The sequence below is a fragment of the Paenibacillus sp. Soil522 genome (assembly GCF_001428245.1).
Taxonomy (GTDB): domain Bacteria; phylum Bacillota; class Bacilli; order Paenibacillales; family Paenibacillaceae; genus Pristimantibacillus.
The window spans coordinates 65,172-86,666 of record NZ_LMRV01000026.1; the positions used below are offsets into that span (position 1 = coordinate 65,172).

Annotated in this window: 18 protein-coding genes and 1 pseudogene; 3 read left to right on the plus strand and 16 right to left on the minus strand. The window is 47.2% G+C overall.

The features are described 5' to 3' along the window. Positions 1-141 precede the first annotated feature (141 nt). The 3 genes from ASG81_RS05060 to ASG81_RS05070 form a co-directional block, all read right to left on the minus strand. Positions 142-1,425 (minus strand): MFS transporter, encoded by a 1,284-nt coding sequence (locus ASG81_RS05060; protein WP_056629942.1) that lies wholly within the window; start codon positions 1,423-1,425, stop codon positions 142-144. 165 nt (positions 1,426-1,590) lie between these two features. Next, on the minus strand, positions 1,591-2,991 hold the full coding sequence (thrC, locus tag ASG81_RS05065; protein WP_056629946.1) for a threonine synthase: 1,401 nt from the start codon (positions 2,989-2,991) through the stop codon (positions 1,591-1,593). A gap of 257 nt (positions 2,992-3,248) precedes the next feature. Further along, positions 3,249-3,911 (minus strand): pentapeptide repeat-containing protein, encoded by a 663-nt coding sequence (locus ASG81_RS05070; protein WP_056629949.1) that lies wholly within the window; start codon positions 3,909-3,911, stop codon positions 3,249-3,251. 126 nt (positions 3,912-4,037) lie between these two features. Here ASG81_RS05070 and ASG81_RS05075 point away from each other — a divergent pair, with 126 nt between their 5' ends. Beyond that, entirely contained in the window at positions 4,038-5,300 is a 1,263-nt protein-coding gene (locus ASG81_RS05075) for a DUF3895 domain-containing protein (RefSeq protein ID WP_056629952.1), read from the plus strand. Positions 5,301-5,613: 313 nt separating this feature from the next. Further along, entirely contained in the window at positions 5,614-8,070 is a 2,457-nt protein-coding gene (locus tag ASG81_RS05080) for a bifunctional diguanylate cyclase/phosphodiesterase (protein ID WP_056629955.1), read from the plus strand. Between the two features lie 65 nt (positions 8,071-8,135). Here ASG81_RS05080 and ASG81_RS05085 read toward each other — a convergent pair whose 3' ends face one another. The 8 genes from ASG81_RS05085 to ASG81_RS05120 form a co-directional block, all read right to left on the minus strand. Then, on the minus strand, positions 8,136-8,330 hold the full coding sequence (locus ASG81_RS05085; protein ID WP_056629958.1) for a hypothetical protein: 195 nt from the start codon (positions 8,328-8,330) through the stop codon (positions 8,136-8,138). An 81-nt stretch (positions 8,331-8,411) separates the two neighbouring features. Continuing rightward, entirely contained in the window at positions 8,412-9,029 is a 618-nt protein-coding gene (locus ASG81_RS05090) for a YitT family protein (RefSeq protein ID WP_155971224.1), read from the minus strand. A gap of 128 nt (positions 9,030-9,157) precedes the next feature. Next, positions 9,158-10,036: a DUF72 domain-containing protein gene (locus tag ASG81_RS05095; RefSeq protein ID WP_056629962.1), complete on the minus strand. Its 879-nt coding sequence runs from the start codon at positions 10,034-10,036 to the stop codon at positions 9,158-9,160. A gap of 17 nt (positions 10,037-10,053) precedes the next feature. After that, a complete protein-coding gene (locus tag ASG81_RS05100) occupies positions 10,054-10,518 on the minus strand; it encodes an MEKHLA domain-containing protein (RefSeq protein WP_056629965.1) in 465 nt (154 codons plus the stop codon). A gap of 152 nt (positions 10,519-10,670) precedes the next feature. Continuing rightward, entirely contained in the window at positions 10,671-12,551 is a 1,881-nt protein-coding gene (gene htpG / locus ASG81_RS05105; protein ID WP_056629967.1) for a molecular chaperone HtpG, read from the minus strand. A 295-nt stretch (positions 12,552-12,846) separates the two neighbouring features. Beyond that, on the minus strand, positions 12,847-13,437 hold the full coding sequence (locus ASG81_RS05110; protein ID WP_056629970.1) for a thymidine kinase: 591 nt from the start codon (positions 13,435-13,437) through the stop codon (positions 12,847-12,849). A 26-nt stretch (positions 13,438-13,463) separates the two neighbouring features. Continuing rightward, the gene (locus tag ASG81_RS05115; protein ID WP_056629972.1) at positions 13,464-14,558 is read right to left on the minus strand and encodes a toxic anion resistance protein; all 1,095 of its coding nucleotides are present in this window, start codon (positions 14,556-14,558) and stop codon (positions 13,464-13,466) included. Positions 14,559-14,575: 17 nt separating this feature from the next. Then, positions 14,576-15,268 carry a hypothetical protein gene (locus ASG81_RS05120; protein WP_056629974.1) on the minus strand — a complete coding sequence of 231 codons (693 nt, stop codon included), beginning with the start codon at positions 15,266-15,268 and terminating at the stop codon, positions 14,576-14,578. A gap of 191 nt (positions 15,269-15,459) precedes the next feature. Between ASG81_RS05120 and ASG81_RS05125 the strand changes: the two genes are divergently transcribed. Continuing rightward, the gene (locus tag ASG81_RS05125) at positions 15,460-15,684 is read left to right on the plus strand and encodes a hypothetical protein (RefSeq protein ID WP_056629977.1); all 225 of its coding nucleotides are present in this window, start codon (positions 15,460-15,462) and stop codon (positions 15,682-15,684) included. A 196-nt stretch (positions 15,685-15,880) separates the two neighbouring features. On the opposite strand, the gene ASG81_RS05130 is transcribed toward ASG81_RS05125, so the two are convergent. From ASG81_RS05130 to ASG81_RS05145, 5 genes and pseudogenes are all read right to left on the minus strand, one after another. Continuing rightward, positions 15,881-16,894 (minus strand): ATP-grasp domain-containing protein, encoded by a 1,014-nt coding sequence (locus tag ASG81_RS05130; protein WP_056629979.1) that lies wholly within the window; start codon positions 16,892-16,894, stop codon positions 15,881-15,883. Between the two features lie 24 nt (positions 16,895-16,918). Beyond that, positions 16,919-17,740: an HAD family hydrolase gene (locus tag ASG81_RS05135; protein WP_056629982.1), complete on the minus strand. Its 822-nt coding sequence runs from the start codon at positions 17,738-17,740 to the stop codon at positions 16,919-16,921. Further along, positions 17,737-18,927 (minus strand): cysteine protease StiP family protein, encoded by a 1,191-nt coding sequence (locus ASG81_RS32490; protein WP_235548737.1) that lies wholly within the window; start codon positions 18,925-18,927, stop codon positions 17,737-17,739. Before ASG81_RS32490 ends, ASG81_RS05135 begins: the two co-directional genes overlap by 4 nt. Further along, positions 18,916-20,220 (minus strand): annotated as a pseudogene (locus ASG81_RS32495) (phosphoribosyltransferase family protein); the annotation flags it as partial. The pseudogene ASG81_RS32495 and the gene ASG81_RS32490, both read right to left, overlap by 12 nt. Continuing rightward, positions 20,162-21,367 carry an HpcH/HpaI aldolase/citrate lyase family protein gene (locus ASG81_RS05145; RefSeq protein ID WP_056629984.1) on the minus strand — a complete coding sequence of 402 codons (1,206 nt, stop codon included), beginning with the start codon at positions 21,365-21,367 and terminating at the stop codon, positions 20,162-20,164. The gene ASG81_RS05145 and the pseudogene ASG81_RS32495, both read right to left, overlap by 59 nt. Positions 21,368-21,495 lie beyond the last annotated feature (128 nt).

The window sequence follows — 21,495 nt, forward strand, 5'->3', positions numbered from 1 at the left end:
CGGACCTCCTTATCTGGCGTCAGCTTATGAAATCCTTTGGAATGCTGCTCCATAAATCGGATAGATGCACCACTTATTCCCCGTTCGGTAATGCTCCGCATGGATAATCAGGTAGATGACTTTATCACGATGTAAAGCGCGCTATTGGACATGGATGGACTGCTCCAGCTTTTGAACCGGCTGATCATTCGGATTATCCGATATTCCGGTTCCGGCATCCGGACGGAGACGAAACAACGGAATGGTGATCAGCGCGCCGATAATAAATAACGTTCCGGCAAGAACATACATTCCAATAACCGAGAATAATGGCTTCATCCATCCCGCCGTACTCATTGTCAGTACGAACGACCCTAAAAATAATGGGCCCAAAATACCGTTTACACGGCCCATGAACGATTCCTCTGTATTTTTTAAGATCATGGTTTGTACAGCCACTTGAAATCCGGGAGTGACAAGACCAATGAAAAACTGTGCGGCAAGCGTCAGCCACAGGTAGATTGAAACCCCGGAAACGATCATACTCGCAGCGTTAACAAGCAGTCCAATTAGCAAGAGCAATGGCGGAGATATCTTTTTGCTGAAAATGACGGCGAGCCCCCCTCCAACGAACATTCCAATTCCGTTAGCGGCCTGAAGCCACTGGAAATAAGCTTCTGGCAGACCTAAGCGCTCCGTCACGAGGAAAATAGCCATCGGATGAATGAAGCCGACACCCAGACCCGCAGCCGCAAAGCATCCGCCCAAGATCATCAATACTTTTTTGGACAATATATGTTTGAGGCCCAAAGCCATCTCATCCCTGAGAATAGTTTCCTTGTGCTTATCCCCCGCTTCCCGATCCGGAGGTAATAAGGTTAATACGGCTGCTGACAAAATAAAGGCAATACCCATCAGTCCGATAGCTGCTTCAATCTCAAATTGTTTGTAAATAAAGGTTCCTAATAGGGGTCCTGCTATCATAAAGACGGCCATAAGTGTCTGATACATCGATATTCCGGTTTGCATAAGCTCCTCGGGAACATGCAGTTTAAACAGTTTCATCCCCGACGGCTGGGAAAATTGCGACAGTATAGATGATACTAATGTAGCGAAAAATACCGCCTTCCACGATCCGAAAGTAAGCGCAAGCAGTACCAGTAAAATTGAACCCGCGCTTAACAATTCGCACCAGATCATCGTTTTCTTCGGCTTCCAGCGGTCGGCAAATGTTCCGCCGATGAAAGAAAAAATAAAGATCGGGGCAAACTCGGCAACGTATATTAAAGAAACAGCAGTTGCATTCTTATCGGTCTGTTCCATGACGAACAGCAATACGGCGATATTGCGAACCCAGATGCCGATTTGTAAAAATAAGCCGGATAACATAATGGCCTGAAAAAAACGGTTTCGTAAAATGGACGGAGGTTTTCTTAATTGGGTCATTTGTCTCTTCCTCCCTTTTAAAGTAAACGATTACAGTAATCGTTTACGCATGAATTAAAGCACTTTCATTTCTAATTAGAAAATTATACTTCCTCTCTTATATATGGTCAATAAGAAAAAACAACCTCACTCCGGATGAGCACCGGAGCAAGGTTGTCTGCTTACCTATTTATTTGCGTTATAGAAGGCTTCGAGCTCGCGCACAACCGCAGCAAGTGATCCATCTACGCGGGTTTGACGCTGCTCTTTGCTGAAAAGCGACGTGATTTGTTCGGGGAATTGCTGCTCAATGCCGCAAAGCTCGATCGCTTCATTGAACTTAGCCGGATGAGCTGTCGCAAGCGATACGGTAATCTCTTGCCCGCTGCTGTACTTGTCAGCCGCTGCTGCGCCGCAAGCCGAATGCGGATCGAGAAGGTAGCCGTTTTCCGCTTCATACTTCTTAATCGTATCGAGACACTCTTGTCCTTGTACGCCATGTGCGCCAAATTCCGCTTGTACTTTGCTCAGCGCTTCACCGGAAATGACGATTTGTCCTTCCGCTTTGAACTGATCCATTAGATTGCGGATTTGTTCGGCATCCTCGCCTAGAACATAATACAAATAGCGCTCGAAGTTGCTCGCCACTTGAATATCCATTGACGGACTGTACGTGCTGCGGAAATCCCCCGGCTTGTACACACCCTCAAGAATAAAGCGCTCCAAAATATTGTTTTCGTTCGTAGCCAAAATGAGCTTGCCCACCGGAAGTCCCATGCGCTTCGCCAGGTAGCCCGCGAAAATATCGCCGAAGTTGCCCGTCGGTACGCTGAAGTTCACCTGCTTCGCATCCGTCTGCTTCACAACCTGGAAGTATGCATAGAAGTAGTAAACCGTCTGAGCCATAATACGCACGAAGTTGATCGAGTTAATCGCAGCCAGATGATTGCTCGCCTTAAAGTCGAGATCGGCGAACAGATCCTTGATCATGCGCTGGCAATCATCGAAGTTGCCGTCCACCGACAGATTCAGCACGTTATCGTCCTGAACGGTCGTCATTTGGAGCTCCTGCACTTTGCTTACTTTTCCATGTGGATGAAGGATACAAATCTTGATGCCTTCCTTGCCTTTGACGCCCTCGATTGCCGAAGCTCCCGTATCGCCGGAGGTTGCTCCGAGAATGTTGATTTTTTTATTTTGCTTAGCGGCTACATACGTATACAGCTGGCCCATAAATTGGAGGGCGATATCTTTAAAAGCGAAGGTCGGGCCGTGGAACAGCTCCAGCAAATAAAGATCGTCCTTCAATTTACGCACCGGCGTCACTTCCGGGTCGCGGAACGTTGAGTAGCTTGCGTATACCATGTCCTTCAAATCTTGCTCTGGAATTTCACCGTTCGTATAATACGAGAAAATAGCAAGCACCAGCTCCTGATAGCTAAGCTCCTGCCATTCCTTCAACGTTTCCGCCGAAATAACCGGAATTTCGTTTGGAACGAGCAGGCCTCCATCATTGCCCAGGCCCATCATAAACGCGTCGATAAATCCTATTTTGCCAACATTGCCTCTTGTACTAATGTACTCCATCTGTAAATAGCCTCCTACATGCGAACAATTAATCGCCCTAGATCGTTAGTTAAATCATATCATCGTTTTCCATAATAATCGATTCTTTTCAGTACAGTATATCATTTTTATCGACCAAAAATAAACGCAAGGCATCCCTTATTCAAGAATGCCTTGCGTTATTAACATTATTTTACGATTCTGGCTGCAATCGCTGCCATCTCGGCTTGCGTAATCTTATTCTTGTCCTTTGGCCGCAACGTTCCATTCATTACAGGTCACGCCTGCTTTCCGTCGTTCACGACAAGCCCGAATATCGTCGCGAAAGTGATCGCCTGCGCCGGCGATATGATACAGCGCCGCAAATCGTCCAGTGCAACGCCCAGGCTGCCGAATTCGCAGCTGCTTAGATCGATGCCGCCGAGCTTTGTTTGTGACAGCTGGGCCTGGTCGATATTTACTTCGTTTAAATAAAAGTTTGATAATGACATATTCGACATATCCGCTTTCGCCAGCGAGCTTTTCTCGAACTTAACGCCCTTCGCATTCGTGAAGCGCAGTACAACGTAATCGGCATAGCATTGCTCGAACAATACGTTGCGCAGCGTGGAGCCTGTAATATCCATCCCCAACAGCTTGCAGTTGTGAAAAGAAACCCGATGCAAAATACTTTCGCTCAGATCGATATTCGATAAATCGCAATTTTCGAAACGGACATCGGTAAATTCGGCTTTTCGCAGGCTCGTACCCCGAAACACAACATTAGCAAACACCACTCTGTCGAAGCAAGCCTTATATGCCGATTGATTATGAATGCTTCCGTCTTGAATAATGCTATCGCTAATCTCATGCTCATCCGCCCATTCGTAATCGGACACAACAAGTGCCGTCAGCCCCTCCGGTATTTTGGGAGCCTCGAGCTTCTCTATCTTGCTGGACATATGTAGAATCTCCTCCTCTCTCTAATGACTTATTCATCAGCCCCATCTATAATGTGAGTAACTGATTAAGCAAATTCTAATTTTATTTTAAGTCAAATATATGGATATAGATATGGGGGTGCGAGGGTGAAGTACGGAATGACGCTGGAACAGCGCGATAGCATAATGGGAACTCTGTCGGAGGAGCAACGTCATTTTATGCATCATGAGCTTGTCAGAGGCAGAAGAACGTTGTTCGCACGTCAGCTTGCCCGGAAAAAATGTCAGTTCATTCCCGAGGACGCACAGTTTGAGGATATTGAGTCGTTTATCGAGGAATGGGACTATATCGGATTTACCGACAGCGGCGAGGTGTCTCCGCATACGAAATGCGAGTGCGGCCGTTCCTTGCGCTATCAGCATCAGGTGCTGCATCTGCCTACGAATACGACTCGTTACTTCGGCATCGAGCATCTGCAGCTGCATACCGGGATCGATGCGAAGGCCATATCGGATATTATGAAAGGCTTCGACGTGCTCGACGGCGAGATGAACGAGATGTTATGCAAATACCGGGATGGCTGGCAGCTTGATCAGCATCTCTTTTTGCCGCTGCCGGCTGAGCTGGAAGTGCCGCCCGATATTCAGGCTCATTTGGATGCGAAGCTTCCGCTGCTCGACAGGCAGCTGGCGCGGCTGCGCGGCAGACTGCGCGAGCTCGATCAGGCAAGCAGACAGAAGAGGATTGCAGCGGCGCTCACCTACTACAATGAGCCGGCTGATCAAGCAGCCGGTGAACAGCAGCTGTACGCAGATGCTCTGGCTACCGGCAGCCAATCCGTTCAAAGCGCATTCCTCTTCGATAATGAGGACAGCAGCCAAGGCAATTTCAGCTTAGAGAAAACAGACGGCGGCCAAGGCGCGTTCGTCTTCGATGATACGGCCAACAGCCAGGGCGCATTCGTTTTCGAGGATACGGACAACAGCCAAGGCGCGTTCATCTTCGAGGATACCGAAGAGAGCCAAGGCGCGTTTGTGTTTGATGAGCCTCCGGTTAATCAAGACGCTAAATCGTTCGAGGAAGCAGGCAGAAAGCTCGGCGCCGCCATGAGAGAAGCTGAAATGAACAGCAGCTCGCAGGCCAAGAGCTCAAGCCCCTTTTACCTGCCGCCTCCTGCTCAGCGCGTAGTTGATGATGCCCTCAAATATGGACGCATCAGCACGCTGGCGATATCGAACTTCTTAATCGAGCAGAAGCTCGTTTCGGACACGCGGATGTCTACCGGCAAGCCCGGCATCTATATTGCCGTTGCCGCTTATCTCGACAAGCTTGCTGCCACGGACTTATGCGAGCTTGTAACCGGCAACGCTGAGGATCGTGTCTATTCGAGCACGCAGGCTCACCATTAATCGGACGAGCCTCTACCAGCATCGCAAGCGCAATCTTGCAGCACATACGAGAACATGACCGCAAGCAGATTCTGAGCGTATTTTATCGAAACTGAAATTTTAAGTCAAAGGAACAGCCGCGAAGGCTGTTCCTTTGTCAAATAATCGAAAGCTGCAATTTACGCTCTAATCAAGTCGTAATTCTTTCCTATTCAAGCAGGTAAATTAAGCCGGCTAGTCGAATATAATCGAATATTGTCGTTTTCCGAGTTGAACCATTGGATGGCTGGATCATTCAAATCATGATCAAATAAGGAGAATTGAAATAATCAATATGGAGACACTCACAAGCATCTACGACTTCCCCCTTGTCCTGCTTTCTATCCTTATTGCGATTATAGCTTCCTTTGCCGCATTAAATCTGGCCATTCGTATACGTAAGGCAAAAGGTTCCGCACGCTACATATGGCTTGCTTGCGGAGCATTTGCGATGGGGATGGGCATATGGTCCATGCATTTTATATCTATGCTAGCTTTCCATTTGTCTATTCCCGTCACATATAATGTAACGCTGGTTATTTTTTCGATTATTCCTGCTCTTTTTTCATCCATCTTAGCATTACATTTGGTAAGTCAACCTTCTTTGAGCAAATTCCAAGTCATTACGGGAGCCTTTTTCATTGGAATTGGCATTGTTTCTATGCACTATACCGGGATGAAAGCGATGGTGATGGAAGCAACGATTGCGTATAACCGTATTCTGCTCACTCTTTCTGCCGTCATCGCTTTTGTCGTTTCATTAGCAGCCCTGCTGCTGCTATTTTTCGTGCAGCAAAATTCGAATAAACCGGGCTTAGGATGGAGAAAAGCAGGAAGCGCCCTAATGATGGGGATAGCTATATCGGGTATGCACTTCACCGGGATGTCTGCTGCGACGTTCAAACACGCTCATGGGCAAAGCAGTTTGGCGGGATCATCGATCGATAATACGCTTCTAGCGTATTCGATTGGCATCGGCATGCTGATCATTTTTGGATTGGTGATTATCAGCACCTTTATTGAAAACCGTTTTGAATCACAAACTTTAGGCTCAGAAAGAAAATTCCGTTCCGTGATCGAGTCCGCCAGCGACGCCATTATTTTAGCCGACAGCAAGGGCACCATTATTTCATGGAACACCGGAGCCCAGCTCATTTTTGGCTATCAAGAAAAAGACGCCTTAGGTAAAAAACTGCAAATCATCATACCTGCCAGGTACAGAGAAGCTCATATAAAAGGAATGGATCGTTACCTGCACACAGGAAAACCATACGTTATAGGGAAAACGGTCGAATTGCAGGGACTAAAAGAAGACGGAAGCGAATTTCCGATCGAGCTTTCTCTTGCCGCTTGGGTAGAGGAAGGAAACACCTACTTCAGCAGCATCATTCGCGATATTACCGAGCGCAAAAAAACCGAACAAAAAATTAATCAAATGGTTTATCGTGACCCTTTAACAGGATTACCAAATCGACTTTTACTAAATGATCGCCTCACGCAAGCATTGGATCAGGCAAATGAGAATAAACAGATCATAGGCATTTTGTTTATCGACTTGGATCGGTTCAAATATATTAACGACACGCTGGGACATGCAACGGGTGATCGTTTATTGATTGAAATTGCGAAGCGCATTCAAGAATGCATGGGTACAACGGATACCATCTCACGCCAAGGCGGAGATGAGTTTATTGTGCTTCTGCCCAACACGACTTCGGATGAAATTACGAAAAAAGTAAAAAAAATAATTGATTTATTCATACAATCGGTTGTACTAGGCGAGCATGAGATGTTTATAACCCCGTCGATTGGGATTAGTTTATATCCGGCCGACGGCAGGGATATTGAGACCTTAATCAAAAATGCGGATACAGCCATGTACCGCGTTAAGGAGCAAGGGAAAAATAATTTCCAGTTTTACACACCCGATATGAATGAATTGGTTTCCCAAAAAATGAAATTAGAAATGGGGCTGCGCAAAGGATTGGATCGCGGCGAATTTAGCGTTTATTATCAGCCGCAAATTGAGGTCATTACCGGTAAAGTGACTGGCGTGGAAGCACTGATCCGTTGGCAGCATCCGAAGTGGGGAAATATTTCTCCTGCTGAGTTTATCCCGTTAGCAGAGGAAACCGGATTAATTATCCCAATTGGCGAATGGGTGCTTCACGAGGCGTGCCGTCAAAATAAAACTTGGCAAAACGCAGGCTTTCCTCCTTTACGCATCGCTGTCAATATTTCTTCCCGTCAATTTCAGCAAAATAATTTAGTGGATATGATCAGTAAAACTTTAAAAGAAACAGAGCTTGACCCTCAGCATCTTGAGCTTGAGCTGACAGAAAGCATCATCCAGGATTCGAGATATGCTATTTCTACTATGCAAAAACTAAAAGCGATGGGAATTCACCTATCCATTGACGATTTTGGAACAGGATATTCTTCCTTAAGCTATTTGAAGCTTTTCCCTATCGACAGCTTAAAAATCGACCGCTCCTTTACAAGCAATATTTTTGCGGATTCAAAGGATGCAGCGCTTGTCCATACTATAATCGATATGGCGCATAATCTGGATTTAAAAGTGATTGCGGAAGGTGTTGAAACGCAGGAGCAGCTTCATTTTCTTCAACATAAACAATGCAACGAAGCGCAAGGATACTTTTTTAGCCGTCCCGTATCAGGCGAAGAATTGTCCTTTTTTCTTAAAGAGCATTTCGAAACAATCGGCAGCGCACAAAATAAGCCGGCTTCGTAAAGTCAGCTTATTTCATACGCCTATCTCCACTAATAATCGGTTTCATCAGTGCTTGTTCTTTATGATCACTTTTCGGACTCACGGTCTTTATTTTGCATAACCTGTTTCACCAAATTTTCTGCTGCTTCTTCGTTAATTGAATTCTCTTCCGTTACATGCTCTATCGCATGCTGTGCATAGCTTGTTCCCGAGTGATTTAAATTGTTAAAAGCAGCCGGCAGTTTCTCGTTATTGGCATTGTTCAGCTGATCTGGTTTCACAAGGATTCGGCCTCCATTCTGTTTTAAATCCATGTGTATTTTGGATAAAATCACGACATAATATGCATTCTCCAGTTTCTTTTATTGGAAAAAGCTGTTGTTAAGCAGATGTACCGTTTTCGAACGGTTTAGCGTGCAAAGGCTTGTGGCTACCCCGCCGGCTGTAATCGTCATTAACGATAAGAAAAAGGTATCTCCCGGAAGCAGCAGCTCACCCAGGCTAATGATCATTAAGTCCATAATTAAAATAATTATACCGACATTGAGAGGCACATATTTCGTAAAAAAATGAGCCAGCAAATCCGTTCCGCCCGTACTGCTTTCAAACCGTATCATCATGCCGATTCCGGTTCCAATAATAAAGCCGCCGAGTACCGATCTTGTAAAAGGTGTCCATTCTATGTAATAGAGAAAATAATACTGATAAGGCTCCAATAGATCAATCACATAGCTGGAAAATAGCAGTCCGATAATGCTGTAATACAGCATGTCCCGGCTATAATACCAGACCAATACAAAGATGGGGGTACTGCATAATAACATAACCAGTCCAACTTTTATGTGAAATAAATAGTTAATGATGAGTGCGATACCGATGATTCCGCCATCTAACACACCAAGTGGAATGAGAAAGAAGTTAATACCAATCGCGATTAAAATACTTCCAATCGTAATCGCAGCGAATTTACGCAACGGCATAATTTAACCAGCTCCCAGATAAAGCCTGTCTGATGTATATGCAGCTAGGAGTCGAATTGTTCCATTAATATTAATTCCGGTGCTTTCAGCGTAAAAGCTTTGCTGCGCTCACTAGATGGAGCATGCCATTAAAATAAATCCAGTTGCTCGACGACGGGCGGCGGCGGTTCGTTCGGGTTTCCGCCGTCCGGCCTGGTCAGACCCAGCAGTTCCATCATCCGCTTGGCGTTATCTGCCGCGTCTCCCCCGGAGTTATTGTTGAAGATGACGTATATATGCTCGCTTTGCTGCTCCAGCAGCCGCAGCTTATCCGCCCAATCCTGCAGCTCCTCGTCGCTGTAACGGTACAAATAACGGACCTCTCGCCAATTTGGGGCACTGGCTTGATTCCAGCCGGATATGTTGCGCCCGTGAAACCTGACGATCGTCGCAAGAGCATCCGTTGCTTCAAGCACCGTCGGCACGGAGCCGATTCCCGCCTGCGGCTCATCGCACACGCTATGCATCCATTGCTCCCGTTCCATGAAGGCTAGCGTTTTCTCTCGAAACTCTTCCGTGAACCAGCTTTGATGGCGAAACTCCAGCGCGCATGGAATTCCCTTCATTCGTTCCTTCGTCTCCCTAAGGATTCGCACATTTGCCTGCGTGCAATCGAACCAAGGCGGATATTGAAACAATGCCGCCGTTAATCGGCCTGCCGCAATAACAGGCTCAAGCATTTCCCGAAACGCAACAAACATGTCATTCGTCGCAGGTGCCGGTACCGATGATCCGCGCTGATGCCCGGTCATGCCCTGGTAAGCTTTAACGATAAAATGAAGCGACTCCGGCGTATCCTCCAGCCATTTGATGAACCGCTCCCTGGATTGAATCGCATAAAAGGTGCTGTCCACCTCTACTACCGGAAAATGCTTCGCGTATTGCCTTAGCTTGCTTCCTGTTCTTGATCCCGAGGCATACAGCCGATCATGATCGCCCCAGCCTGCCAGTCCGATATGTATCGGCATTATAACCCCTCCGTTCCTTATAAAAAACGGTGTTCCGAAAAAGCGGCTGCTTGTCCCAAAATGCTGCCGCTCTCATCGATCAGATTCCAAACCGTCGTATCGATAATATAAAACCGCAAGCCAGTGCTTGAAATCCGGATACCCGTGTAATGCTCGACGTATCCGTTTGCCGTCACCGCTTCAAAGAAGCGGTCCCACTCCTGGCGCGCCATAGGCTCCGCCGTCAGCCTTGAAGGCGTGCTCGTGAACGCTTCCCAATCCATCTCCCACAGCCCAAGCCCTTTCAGATTGCCGTAATTTAGAATAGGATCGGCTTCCGTTCCATGTGACAAAATGACAGTCGATGCTTGGAAAAGCTGCTCCTTCAAGCTCTTTCCCGGCTTCTGCTCCAGAAGCTCCTTTCCCGTCCATCTCCGGTAGCTGTCTACCAGCAGTCTCGCATGCTCCTCTGTTGCACCGACGCCCGTTAGCGGTAATTGCATCGCTGACTTCCTCCCCGTTTTGTTCGCTTCATTTTTTATATCACGGAGAGCGTCTAATGTCTACTTCTAAGACCGGCCCGCAAGCGGCAAGCGGCGAGACGAAAAATAGCCCGCACTGGCATCATCCAGTGCGGGCTATTCTTTTCGCTAAGCTAAACCATTATTTTGCAAATATCGTTCGTGAATTCCACGGGATCCTGCAGCGGCAAACCTTCAATGAGAAGCGCTTGATTGTATAACAAGCTCGTATAGAGGCCCAGCTTCTCTTTATCTTGTTCATAGGCAGCCTTCAAGGATTGGAAGATTTCATGGTTAACGTTTATTTCAAGCACCTTGTCCGCTTTAACATCCTGGCTGCCCGGCATCGCCTTCAATATTTTTTCCATTTCTATCGTAACTTCTCCTTCAGTGGACAAGCATACGGGATGGGTTTTAAGCCGTTTTGACGCTTTTACGCTCTTCACTTTATGGTTAAGTATCGTTTTCATTTGCTCAAAGAGATCCTTATGCTGAGCCTCTTCTGCGGCAGATTCGTTATCCGCAGCGTCCGGTTCAATGCCTAGGTCGCCGCTCGATACCGATTTGAACTCTTTATCCTTGTATTTCGAGACCATCTTGATCGCAAACTCATCGATATCATCCGTGAAGTATAGAATCTCATAGCCTTTATCGGATACGAGCTCCGTTTGCGGCAGTCTCTCGATCCGCTCAATCGACTCTCCTGAAGCATAATAAATGTACTTCTGATCCTCGCTCATTCTCGATACGTACTCATCCAGCGTAACGAGCTTCTTCTCTTTGGAGGAGTAGAACAGCAGCAGGTCCTGCAGAACATCTTTGTTTACGCCGTAATCGTTATAAACCCCAAATTTCAGCTGTCTGCCAAACGCTTTATAGAATGACTCATACTTGTCCCGTTCATCCTTTAAAATGCTCAACAGCGCGCTCTTGATTTTGCTGTTGATGTTTTTCGCGATCAGCTTCAGCTGACGGTCGTGCTGCAGCATTTCTCTCGAAATGTTAAGCGACAGATCCTCGGAATCAACCATCCCTTTGACAAAGCTGAAATAGTCAGGAAGCAGATCCGAGCACTTATCCATAATGAGCACGCCATTCGAATAAAGCTCCAGCCCCTTCTCATATTCCTTCGTGTAATAGTCGAAAGGCGTATTTTCCGGGATAAATAAAATCGCATTATAGACGACAGCGCCATCGGCGCTAATATGGAGATGCTTGATCGGCTTATCGAAGCCGTAACGTTTTTCGAAATAAAACTGATCGTAATCTTCCTGCGTAAGCTCATTTTTATTTTTCCGCCAAATCGGAACCATGCTGTTGACGGTTTGCTCTTCCTGATATTCCTCGAACTCGTTTTCACTGTCCGCTTTAGGGCGTTGTCCTTTTATATCCATCTTGATCGGGTACCGGATAAAATCAGAGTATTTTTTAATAATCGACTTTAATCGATACTCTTCCAAGTACTCATCATACTGATCGTCTTCGGTGTTCTTCTTAATGGTCAAAATAATTTCAGTACCTATCGAATCCTTCTCGCACGGCTCGATGGAATATCCGTCCGTACCTGTTGATTCCCATTTGAAAGCTTCGTCGCTGCCGAGCGCCTTCGTCACTACCGTAACCTCATCCGCAACCATAAACGCGGAGTAGAACCCGACGCCGAATTGGCCGATGATGTTATGGCCATCCTTCAGCTCATTTTCCTTCTTGAATGCGAATGAGCCGCTCTTCGCGATAACCCCAAGGTTATTCTCAAGCTCCTCCTTCGTCATCCCAATCCCCGTATCGGCAATGGTTAACGTTCTGCTTGCTTTATCAGCGGTCACTTTGATGTAATAATCCTCTTTGTTAAACACCAATTGATCGTCCGTCAATGCTCTGTAATATAGTTTGTCGATCGCATCGCTCGCGTTAGAAACGAGCTCTCTCAGAAAAATTTCCCGCTGCGTATAAATGGAGTTAATCATCATTTCCAGCAATCGTTTCGATTCTGCTTTAAACTCTTGTTTGCTCATGGATAGTTCCCCTTTCAATTCATCAACGTGAAATCAACAAGGTGCCGTGACAGGAAGGCTTGACCTAGTAGGTTACAGCATCACCCTTTATATTAGCACTCAAATACTTAGAGTGCTAATCCTTATTTTTATATAACATAAACTATTTTTTATTGTCAACCCGCTTCCGCAAAATTCCATAAAAAGAACACGAATCGTTTGTTCTTCTCGATTCACCCTCCCTCTCTCTAAAGTAATACCGAAAAAAACCTCCAAAACCACTGTGAAAGTGGATTTGGAGGTTCTCTCTCTGCCGTTAAGCCTTGCGGAATGCCTCATTGTAGCAGCGTCTGCAAACCGGCTTATAATCCTCATTGCCGCCGATCTGAATCTGCTCGCCTGCGCTCATCGGCTGTCCGTCATTATAGCGAATGACCATAGTGGCCTTCCGGTCGCAGAACCAGCAGATCGTCTTTATTTCTTCGATTTTATCCGCCTGCACCAGCAAATTATAGCTGCCCTCGAACAGCTGATTTTGAAAATCGTTTTTTAGGCCAAAGGCCATAACCGGTATATTAAGTTCGTCCACAACCTCAGTAAGCTCCAAAATATGATGCTTCTTCAAAAACTGCGCTTCGTCAATAAGCACACAATAGATTTTTGACGGCATCGCCGAAGCCACGAAAGCCTTCACGCTTTCATACAGGTTCGTATTCTCATGAACCGGAATCGCATCCCGCTCGAAGCCAACCCGGGAGCCTACGCGATCCACGTTCCCTCTAGCACTGACCGACGGAGAGTAAATAAGCACCTGCTTGCCTTGCTCCTCGTAATTGTGAGCGACCTTAATAATTTCGAACGATTTGCCGCTGTTCATCGTTCCATATTTGTAATAAAGCTGCGCCAATCCAATCTCCTCCAGAAACAGATGGATTATTCTAAAAAGCCTTTGGCAGCTGATGCCGGAAGCTCGGCCTGACTGGCCCCTGAGCCGGCCCCAATGCCTAGACGCTGTCCGACCTTTTGATTGATTTGCGTCATCTTCTCCGTTTGCTGCGAAACAGTTTGGATGATTTGCCGGTTTGAGTTCTCGTATTTGTCCATCGCCGAGAAGAGATCCGACATCGCCCGCTCTACCAGCTCCATGCTCATTGCCGGTTTGGTCAACGCCTGATTCGCTTTTTCACTCGTTTCGTTCAAGAGACGCGCATTCTCGGCAAATTGATTCCCCAGCATCTCGTTCGTCGAATTGACCGCATCAATCGCTTTCATCTGGTCATCAATCGCGCTGGCAATTAAGACCGATACCGACATCAAATGCTGCGTTTTATCAATCGAGCTGTCGAGCGCGTCCATCAGCTTATCATTCGTGTCATTAATAATGTCCGTAGCAGCAATGGCCTGCTGATACAGCATGATCATTTCCGTATACGTTTGAAGCTTCGTCACAACCTTCCGAAGACCGCGCTCCAAATACGTTTTCCGGAGCTCGTTCTCCGGCTTCGCGATTTCATCTTCGAACATTTTTTTGAGACGGTTGCCGTATTCGACAAGCAGCTGCAGGTCATAAACATTGTCCAAGCTGCTGCGCTTCAGATTTCTCATGTGTACGACGTTCTCTTCAAGATTGTCGCGGCCGTCGCGCAATGATTTGACGATGACCTGCACATTCGATTTAGCGGATTGATATTTATAAATATAAGCCTTCATCGGCGCTTTCCGCAGCAGCTTCTGAACGAGGGTAAGCTGCTTGCTCCTGCTCAAATCCTCAACCTCGCTGCGCAGCTTCAGCATATTATTCGCAACCTCGGATCTCTTGCCTGACATGAGATCGGATAGCGGCCTCTCCAGCATCGTAAGCGTCTGCCCGGATCGCTCCAGCGTCTTTTGGCCTTTTTTCGTAATCTCATCCATTAACGTGTCGAGATGCATCGCATCCGTTGTCGCTACCTTCTGCATCGTGCTTTGCACTTCCTGCTCCAGCTTCTGGAGATCTTCGTTCTTTAATTGTACGAGCTGTTGTGCCATTTCTTATTCCCCCTTCATTAGTCAGTAAGACGGTAACGCTGCTGCATTAACTCAGCCTTTGTACGCAGCTCCATGAGATCCTTCTGTTCAATCGTTTTCGTATAAAAAGTAAGCTTGGAATCGACATCCTTTATGCCGTCAAGCAATAACCGCCTGTTTTGGCGCTTCGCTTCTCCGCTAAGCCGCAGAAACGGATTAATGGTCGAGTTTAAATCCTTTCTTACCAATCGCACAATGTTGTGGTTGATGCTGGAGTCCCCCAAAGCGACTAAATCGGGAATTAACCGGTTTAGACGCGATAGCAAAGCAAGTGTTTTCTGTACAATTTCATCGTCCAAATTATTTTTCTCGCCTTCGAGTAAAATCATATCTTCGATGATTCCGATGTATTCTAATGCGGAGGCAAGCTCGGGATCTTGAACCAGCGGCGGAGCAGCAGCGGATGGGACAGATTGTGCAGCCGCCGGGACACTGGCTGTTGAGGCTGCAATGGGCTGCTGTACGGGCAGGTTTTGCGGTTGCTGCTGCAGCTCAGTCCCGCGCGACGGCTCATTGATTTCTTTCCTGTCACGCTGCCGCAGCGAAAATGCGACTAGCAAAGTGATCCCGGGTATGGCAATTGCTATATAAGGAGAGGAAATCCAATATACAACTAGCGCGACTGCATAACTTCCAATCGCGATGCCTAAAAATTTTTTTATTGCACTCATTGCTGCACCTCCAATTTAGCTTGCATATGCTTATGACTGTGCTCGTCCAATCAATTATCTCGTTTTTGGTACATGCAAGTCAATTTTAAAATACATTTAGATGGCATGGAAAATGAAAAACAGGGTAAATTATCCATTGATGATACACGCACAAAGGGAAAACCAAAAAAAGAGATGCGGAGGTGAAAACCGTGGATTGCGATCAACCGGATCAACAATGCGAAATCGATCAAGACAGCTTAAAGCGCATTTTGCAGCAGTCGCTCGATCAAGAGACAGAACTGCTTCGCACCTATACAACGACTTCGGAACAGATCCATCATAACGAAGAACTCAAGACCCGGCTGCAAAACTTTGCGGAAGGGAATGCCAAACGCTCCAGGCAGCTGATGGATGAACTCAAGACATTGAATTAACAAGCGTAAACGGCTGTCGCCGTCCTTTGGCGGCAACAGCTCGTTTCGCGGTGAAATATAAGCTTATTTATAAATGTGAAACCTATAAATTCTTATATTTGAACAAAGGGACTGCCTGAGGCAGTCCTTTTGATTAAACAGTAAATATATATTCCGGAAATGAATGGTTCTTTGAATCTTCCTTATTCTCGCCTGTTTACTTCATAATTAACGGCTGCTCCACGTAGCCGGCCTGTATGCCGAACTGCGGAACGGGGCGTTCAATCGTTTTGCCCTGGAGCGCTTGAACCGCCAAATAAGGCATATTTACGCCTGAGAGACAAGTAATGTAAAGACCGCCGGACATGCGCGGATTGATCTCAAGCAATTTGGGAATGCCGTTGTTATAGCGCACTTGAATATTGAAGGCATAGGGGATACGCAAAGCTTCCGCAATGCGGTTCGCAATCGCCAGCAGCTCCGGTTTTTCCTCCAGAAGATATGTTCTTCCTGTCGATTTGCGGCGCGGAATAGCCGTCATTAATTGTCCCTCGGCGGTAGCCACGCAATCGATGCTGTATTCCGTCCCGTCCAGCAGCTCCATCACCATCAACGTATCGAAGCGGTCCGATAATGACAATGTTTCATAAGCCTGTTGAAACGTTGTCGACAAAGTGACATAGCCATAAAGGTCGCGGAGCGGATCACGCTCATTATCGATGATCCGAAAGCCCATTCCCCCCTCTGACTTCGTCGGCTTGAAGCATACCTTATGACCGGCTGCCGTAAGCTCCTCATAGGCCAGCTTAAATTGCTCAGCCGTGTTCACGACGCGATAGTCGGGAATGGCTACTAGTTCTTTTCCCTGCAGCGCTTCATAAAATTTATCCTTCTCAATCATCGAATCCAACAGCTCAATGTCACGGCAAACCATAACTTTTGTGCCAATCTCATCGAATAAATGGACATATCGCGATATTTCCTCCATATGGAGGCGGGGAATGAAGATATCGATTTTATTTCTTCGGCAGAAATCTACGCAAAATTCGACATATTGGAGGCCAAAAACTTCAGGCTCCGTTCCGATATGGTCGGACGCCAGTAAAGACATATGGTTTATGTCAGGATGCGTGCCATAAAATTCAAACGGCTCGCCATCCGGATTATTCCGAATCATATTAATATAATGATAGGCTACCGAAAACCAACGGTTCATATAAACGCGTGTCATGTCTGAATACCTTCTTCCGTGTGATTATAAATAATTAGGCTGCTTTTTTTTATCATTTCGGGCATGCTCTAAGATAGCATCCAGCAGCTCCTCGGAGGCAAGCGCCCCCCTCGTTTCCGTAAATTGAATATGGGGATGCGCGTTATAAAATCGGCCTAACTCGCCATGTACAGGCGAAATCGCATAATCGGCCGCAAGAAGCAGGCTTTCATCCAATAGGCTGTCACCAGCCGCATATACAAAGGAAGCGGCAAGCTTCTCCTTTACATATTGGATAGCCGCTCCCTTGCTGACTTTCTCGGGAACCAAATAAATTTTACGGCCTTGGAGCGAATAGCTCCAACCGAGCGTCGCAAGCTGCAGCTTCAGCTCCTCGAGCAATTCATGCGGCAAACGGTCCCGCTCGACGACGATCGAATAAAACAGCTCGTCGCATAGATCATTTGATTTCACCCAATGCGAAGAGGCGATTTTGGCGAACAAGCCGGCAATTTCCGTATGCTCGGCACAATGCTGCTTCACAGCATCTCGCACGAAGCTGTGCCACTCCTGATCGACCTGCCCGTTCAAGAGAATAGTACCGCCGTTGCTCACGATCACATATTCAGGACTGAATGCCTCCCTGATTCCGAATATACGGTTGAACTGCTCCGGTATACGCGTCGTTACGGGAACGAATCGCGCTATACGCGACAGCTGCTTCAGCTTCTCCATAGCGGGCTTGGTCATATACGAAATATGTCTGCCCTCATACAGCTCGACGGGAACCATCTCTTCGATTGCCGTCTCGCCCTTCGACCTCGCCGAATAAATTAACGTTTGATCCAGATCGCTTGCGAAGATCATTCCGATTCCCCCTTCAACGCTTTAATGATGCCGCAGCAGGAATACGTCATATTCGGGTACTCCTGGACTGGCACGCCGCGGTCCTTCGCTAACAGGAGAATATGCTTCAGGCTGGGGTTGTCGAGCCGGTCGACAAGGATTTTCCAAGGCACTCTCCGCAAAAGGACGCGGGTCGTCTCGCCTACGCCGGGCTTAATGAAATTAACGTCGGTTATGCCAAAATCGCTCTGGATACGGGCAATATCCTGCATGCCCTGCCAAGTCATTTCATTTTGCGCGGGATTCGCTTTCATATGAAGCGCCTCAGCTTTCGAGCTGGCTGCTGTCTGCTTGAAATGAGCGGAAATCTTGTCCACGAATAAGCGCGATAAATCCGACTCTTCCCAATCCTTATAATATTTTGCGCCGTGAAAATCATCCGGTCCGATCAGATCGTTACGCAGTACGGTACGGCTTATAAGACCGGAAACGGTTGAATTGAGACAAGCGCTCGGGATGAGGAAATCCTCTCTTGTTCCGAACGTTCCCGCACAATAGCCCGGATCCGCAAGCACAGCAAGCTCGTCATTAAGCTCAAGGCCATACTTTCGCTTCATGAGGCTGCATGCGGCAATGAGCACCTTCCTGATCGCGCCCTTCCCCGTCCAGCCGTCCACAAATTGCACCCGTTTATCCGGATGATTCTGATTCATGTAAAGCAAAGCGTTCTCGTCTATTCCTTTGCCCCTAATAATCGAAAGGCTGTAATGGGGAAGATCGACATCGTAAACATGTTTGATATACCGTTTGATTAATATACCGGCCGGGGTGCCGCCTCTTGCCAAAGAGGCTAGCACAACGTCGAATCCGTTCTTTTGGATAATCATTTCAGAGACGGTTCCGACCGCTCTGGCAATCCGGATAGCGGAGTCGCTGAGCGTGTCATGAAACAATTGAATGTATTCGGCGGTAGGCTGATATTCAATAGGCAGGCTCTCCGAGTAATGCCCGCCCGTCTGCATAGCGGCTTCCCGTTCCTCCGTTCGCCGCTCTAAAGAAATATCACTTAGATCCTTGAGGAGAAAGGTAACGTCCTCTTGCTTATAGCTGCCTATCGGCTCAGGATCGGCCAGCTTTTTGCGGCTGAAGCAAACGATATGAATAGTAGAAATCCCAAGGGAGAGAAGAACCTGCCTAAGCTCCTCCATTTGCGCAGCAGCTGCCTCGCGCTCCATAAACAGAAACATTTCATCATAATGACCGCGCGGGATATTGTACATAAAGTTCGCGACGCCGGCATGCTCGGGGGATGCGAACCGGTAAGCGGATCGAACCGCATACTGCGGGCTCGAATAAGGATGAATCGGACTGCGGGTACTGGATTGATACCAGACATCCGTACCCAGCTTTGCAGCTACCCGCATCGGAATGTACATAAACTCTCCGGTTCCCATGCAAAGCGCCTTGCCGCCTGCTCTATGCTCCCGCAGGAAAGCCGCTGCCTGATCGACTTCATTGTCCAGCGCAAGGCTCTCTGCCGCCGTTAGTCCGAAGCGGCCCGTATGCTTCAGGTAGGCAATTTCGCTATTTGATGTAGGAAGGCTTGTAAAACGGTTATTCACATAAAGGAAATCAATGACCGGCTCTGCCTCATGCTCAAGCTGCCCCTCCAAATGCCCCGTACTTTCAATAGGCGCGCCGTGAACCGCAATTTCTCCCGATATCAGCGACAGGCAATTGATGCTAACGCCAAGCTGCTGCTCAAGCTCGCTGAAGCGCGCGATATCCTCGTCTGAGCGCCAATCCAGCAAACTGGCTACGATATAATTTTTGTTGCCGTACCTGGTGTGCAGGTCATGAATAATGTTGATCGCGGTTTTGCCGGTCGTCATCTCGTCATCAACCAAAATAATCGTTTCGGCCTGCTCGAATAAGGCTGGATCGCCCGCATAGCAGCGATGCGTTGTCGCATGGGAATGCTCTTCCTCAAAATCTATGCAGGAGGTCATATAAGCAATGCTCTCCCTTGTCGTATGAAGGAAGGAAGCATGGCCATCGAACATATCGAACATGCTGTGCCCAAGCGCCGTTGCGGTTTCCGCGAACCCGATGAACAGCGTTTTCTCATCCGTCTTCATCTTGCTGCACTTCATCAGGTCATAGATTTCGCCGGCTGACTCGGGCGCCTCGAACGCATGCAGCAGCTGCTCGATCCGAATCGGTAGCGGCTCTCCCCTAAACTGCTGATACAATAGACCGAGCGCCGCTCCCGATAACAAGGATACATGAGGACGTACCGGGATATGCTTGCCAAGAACCTTGCTTACGAATAGAAAGCTGCGTTTTTTATTGATGCGGGCCGCCATCTGAAACAGATGCTCCAGCGGAATTTGAAAGGCGTTGTCCGTCACCTTAATCGTAATCTCTAAATCTCCGATAATATTAAACGATTGCTGATTCCCGTTCTTCTGCGAGTAAGCAGGTGAAGTTTTGGTTTTCATTTAGCACCCCATATATGTTCGATCTGATCATAATTCGTTTGGCCCAAGTCATATGCGGTTTAAACTCATTCATTTTGTTCGAATAACGGCTTTTCATGACGCCCAAATCGCCTTGGCCGTTTTCTATGATGTGCAGGGCGTCCATATACTCCTCATGCGTAACAACTAACATCGATTGTACCGGCTTAATATGAGTAGGATGAATGATCGTTTTTCCGATAATGCCATTTTCCTTGTCCATCGCGACTTCGCGAATGAGCCCGTCTACATACCGGTTAATATAATCCATGCGCAAAATCCGCCCGTTTCGTCCCATGCTCTCCTCAAATGGCGTCTGCCTCAGCTGCGGCTTAAACACGCGGTCACTCTTGAAATACTCCCATACGGGACCCGAGATGACAAAATAATTATCCATCCGGCCAAATATGTTTACGATATCCGCTATGCAATCCCGTATGACGCCTATGTCATAAATCGTATGGTCCGGACTTCTCCGAAGCCCGAAGAGACTCGAGAAATCCGTTGCGCCGATTCGAACATTCAGCACATATTCCTTATACTCATTCAGCAGCGTCGAAATGCCCAGCAGCGTTTCGACTCTATTCTCGCGGTAAATAACAGCTGCGCTCTCCAAAATCGGCATAGCGTACAGCACCCTGCTTGACCGCATGTTGCGATTGTTATATTCAGCCAAAATTCTCAGATACTCGCCGCCGGTCTCCGCGTTGAATTTTGGAAAGACGATCCCCGTAACGTATTCGATCTCTTCTCCGAAAAACGAGAGCAGCCGTTTCAGCTGATCGGCAGAGCGTACCCTTATGAAAATGAGAGGAATATCGCCGGCACGCAGTAAGCCTATTGAAATATAGCGGCCGATCGTAAGCAGCGTTGCTTTCAACATCTCTTCCGCGTACTCGAGCTGATTATCGCCCACCGCGTCTTCAAGGTCTATCACCATAGACACGAGTCCTTCATGCTTTACGGCTACCAAATCGTCTGCTATGTTATTCTTGGTTGCCGGCATATAGAGCGCAGCACCAATCGCATGAGCAATAATTTCTTTGTCAGCATCATTATTGAACGGAGTCGGAAGGGAGTAAAAGAAATTTTGCTCTTCATCATTGGTAAGATAGTTAAAGTACCTCAAAGTCATCCCTCCTAAAAGTGTTGTGAAGCAAGCAGAGAGTTAAAAAATATCCCTCGCAGTACATGGAGGGATATTTCGAATGGATTTGCTAGTATTCCTTGGCAATGAACTTCCCATCTTCTTCCTAT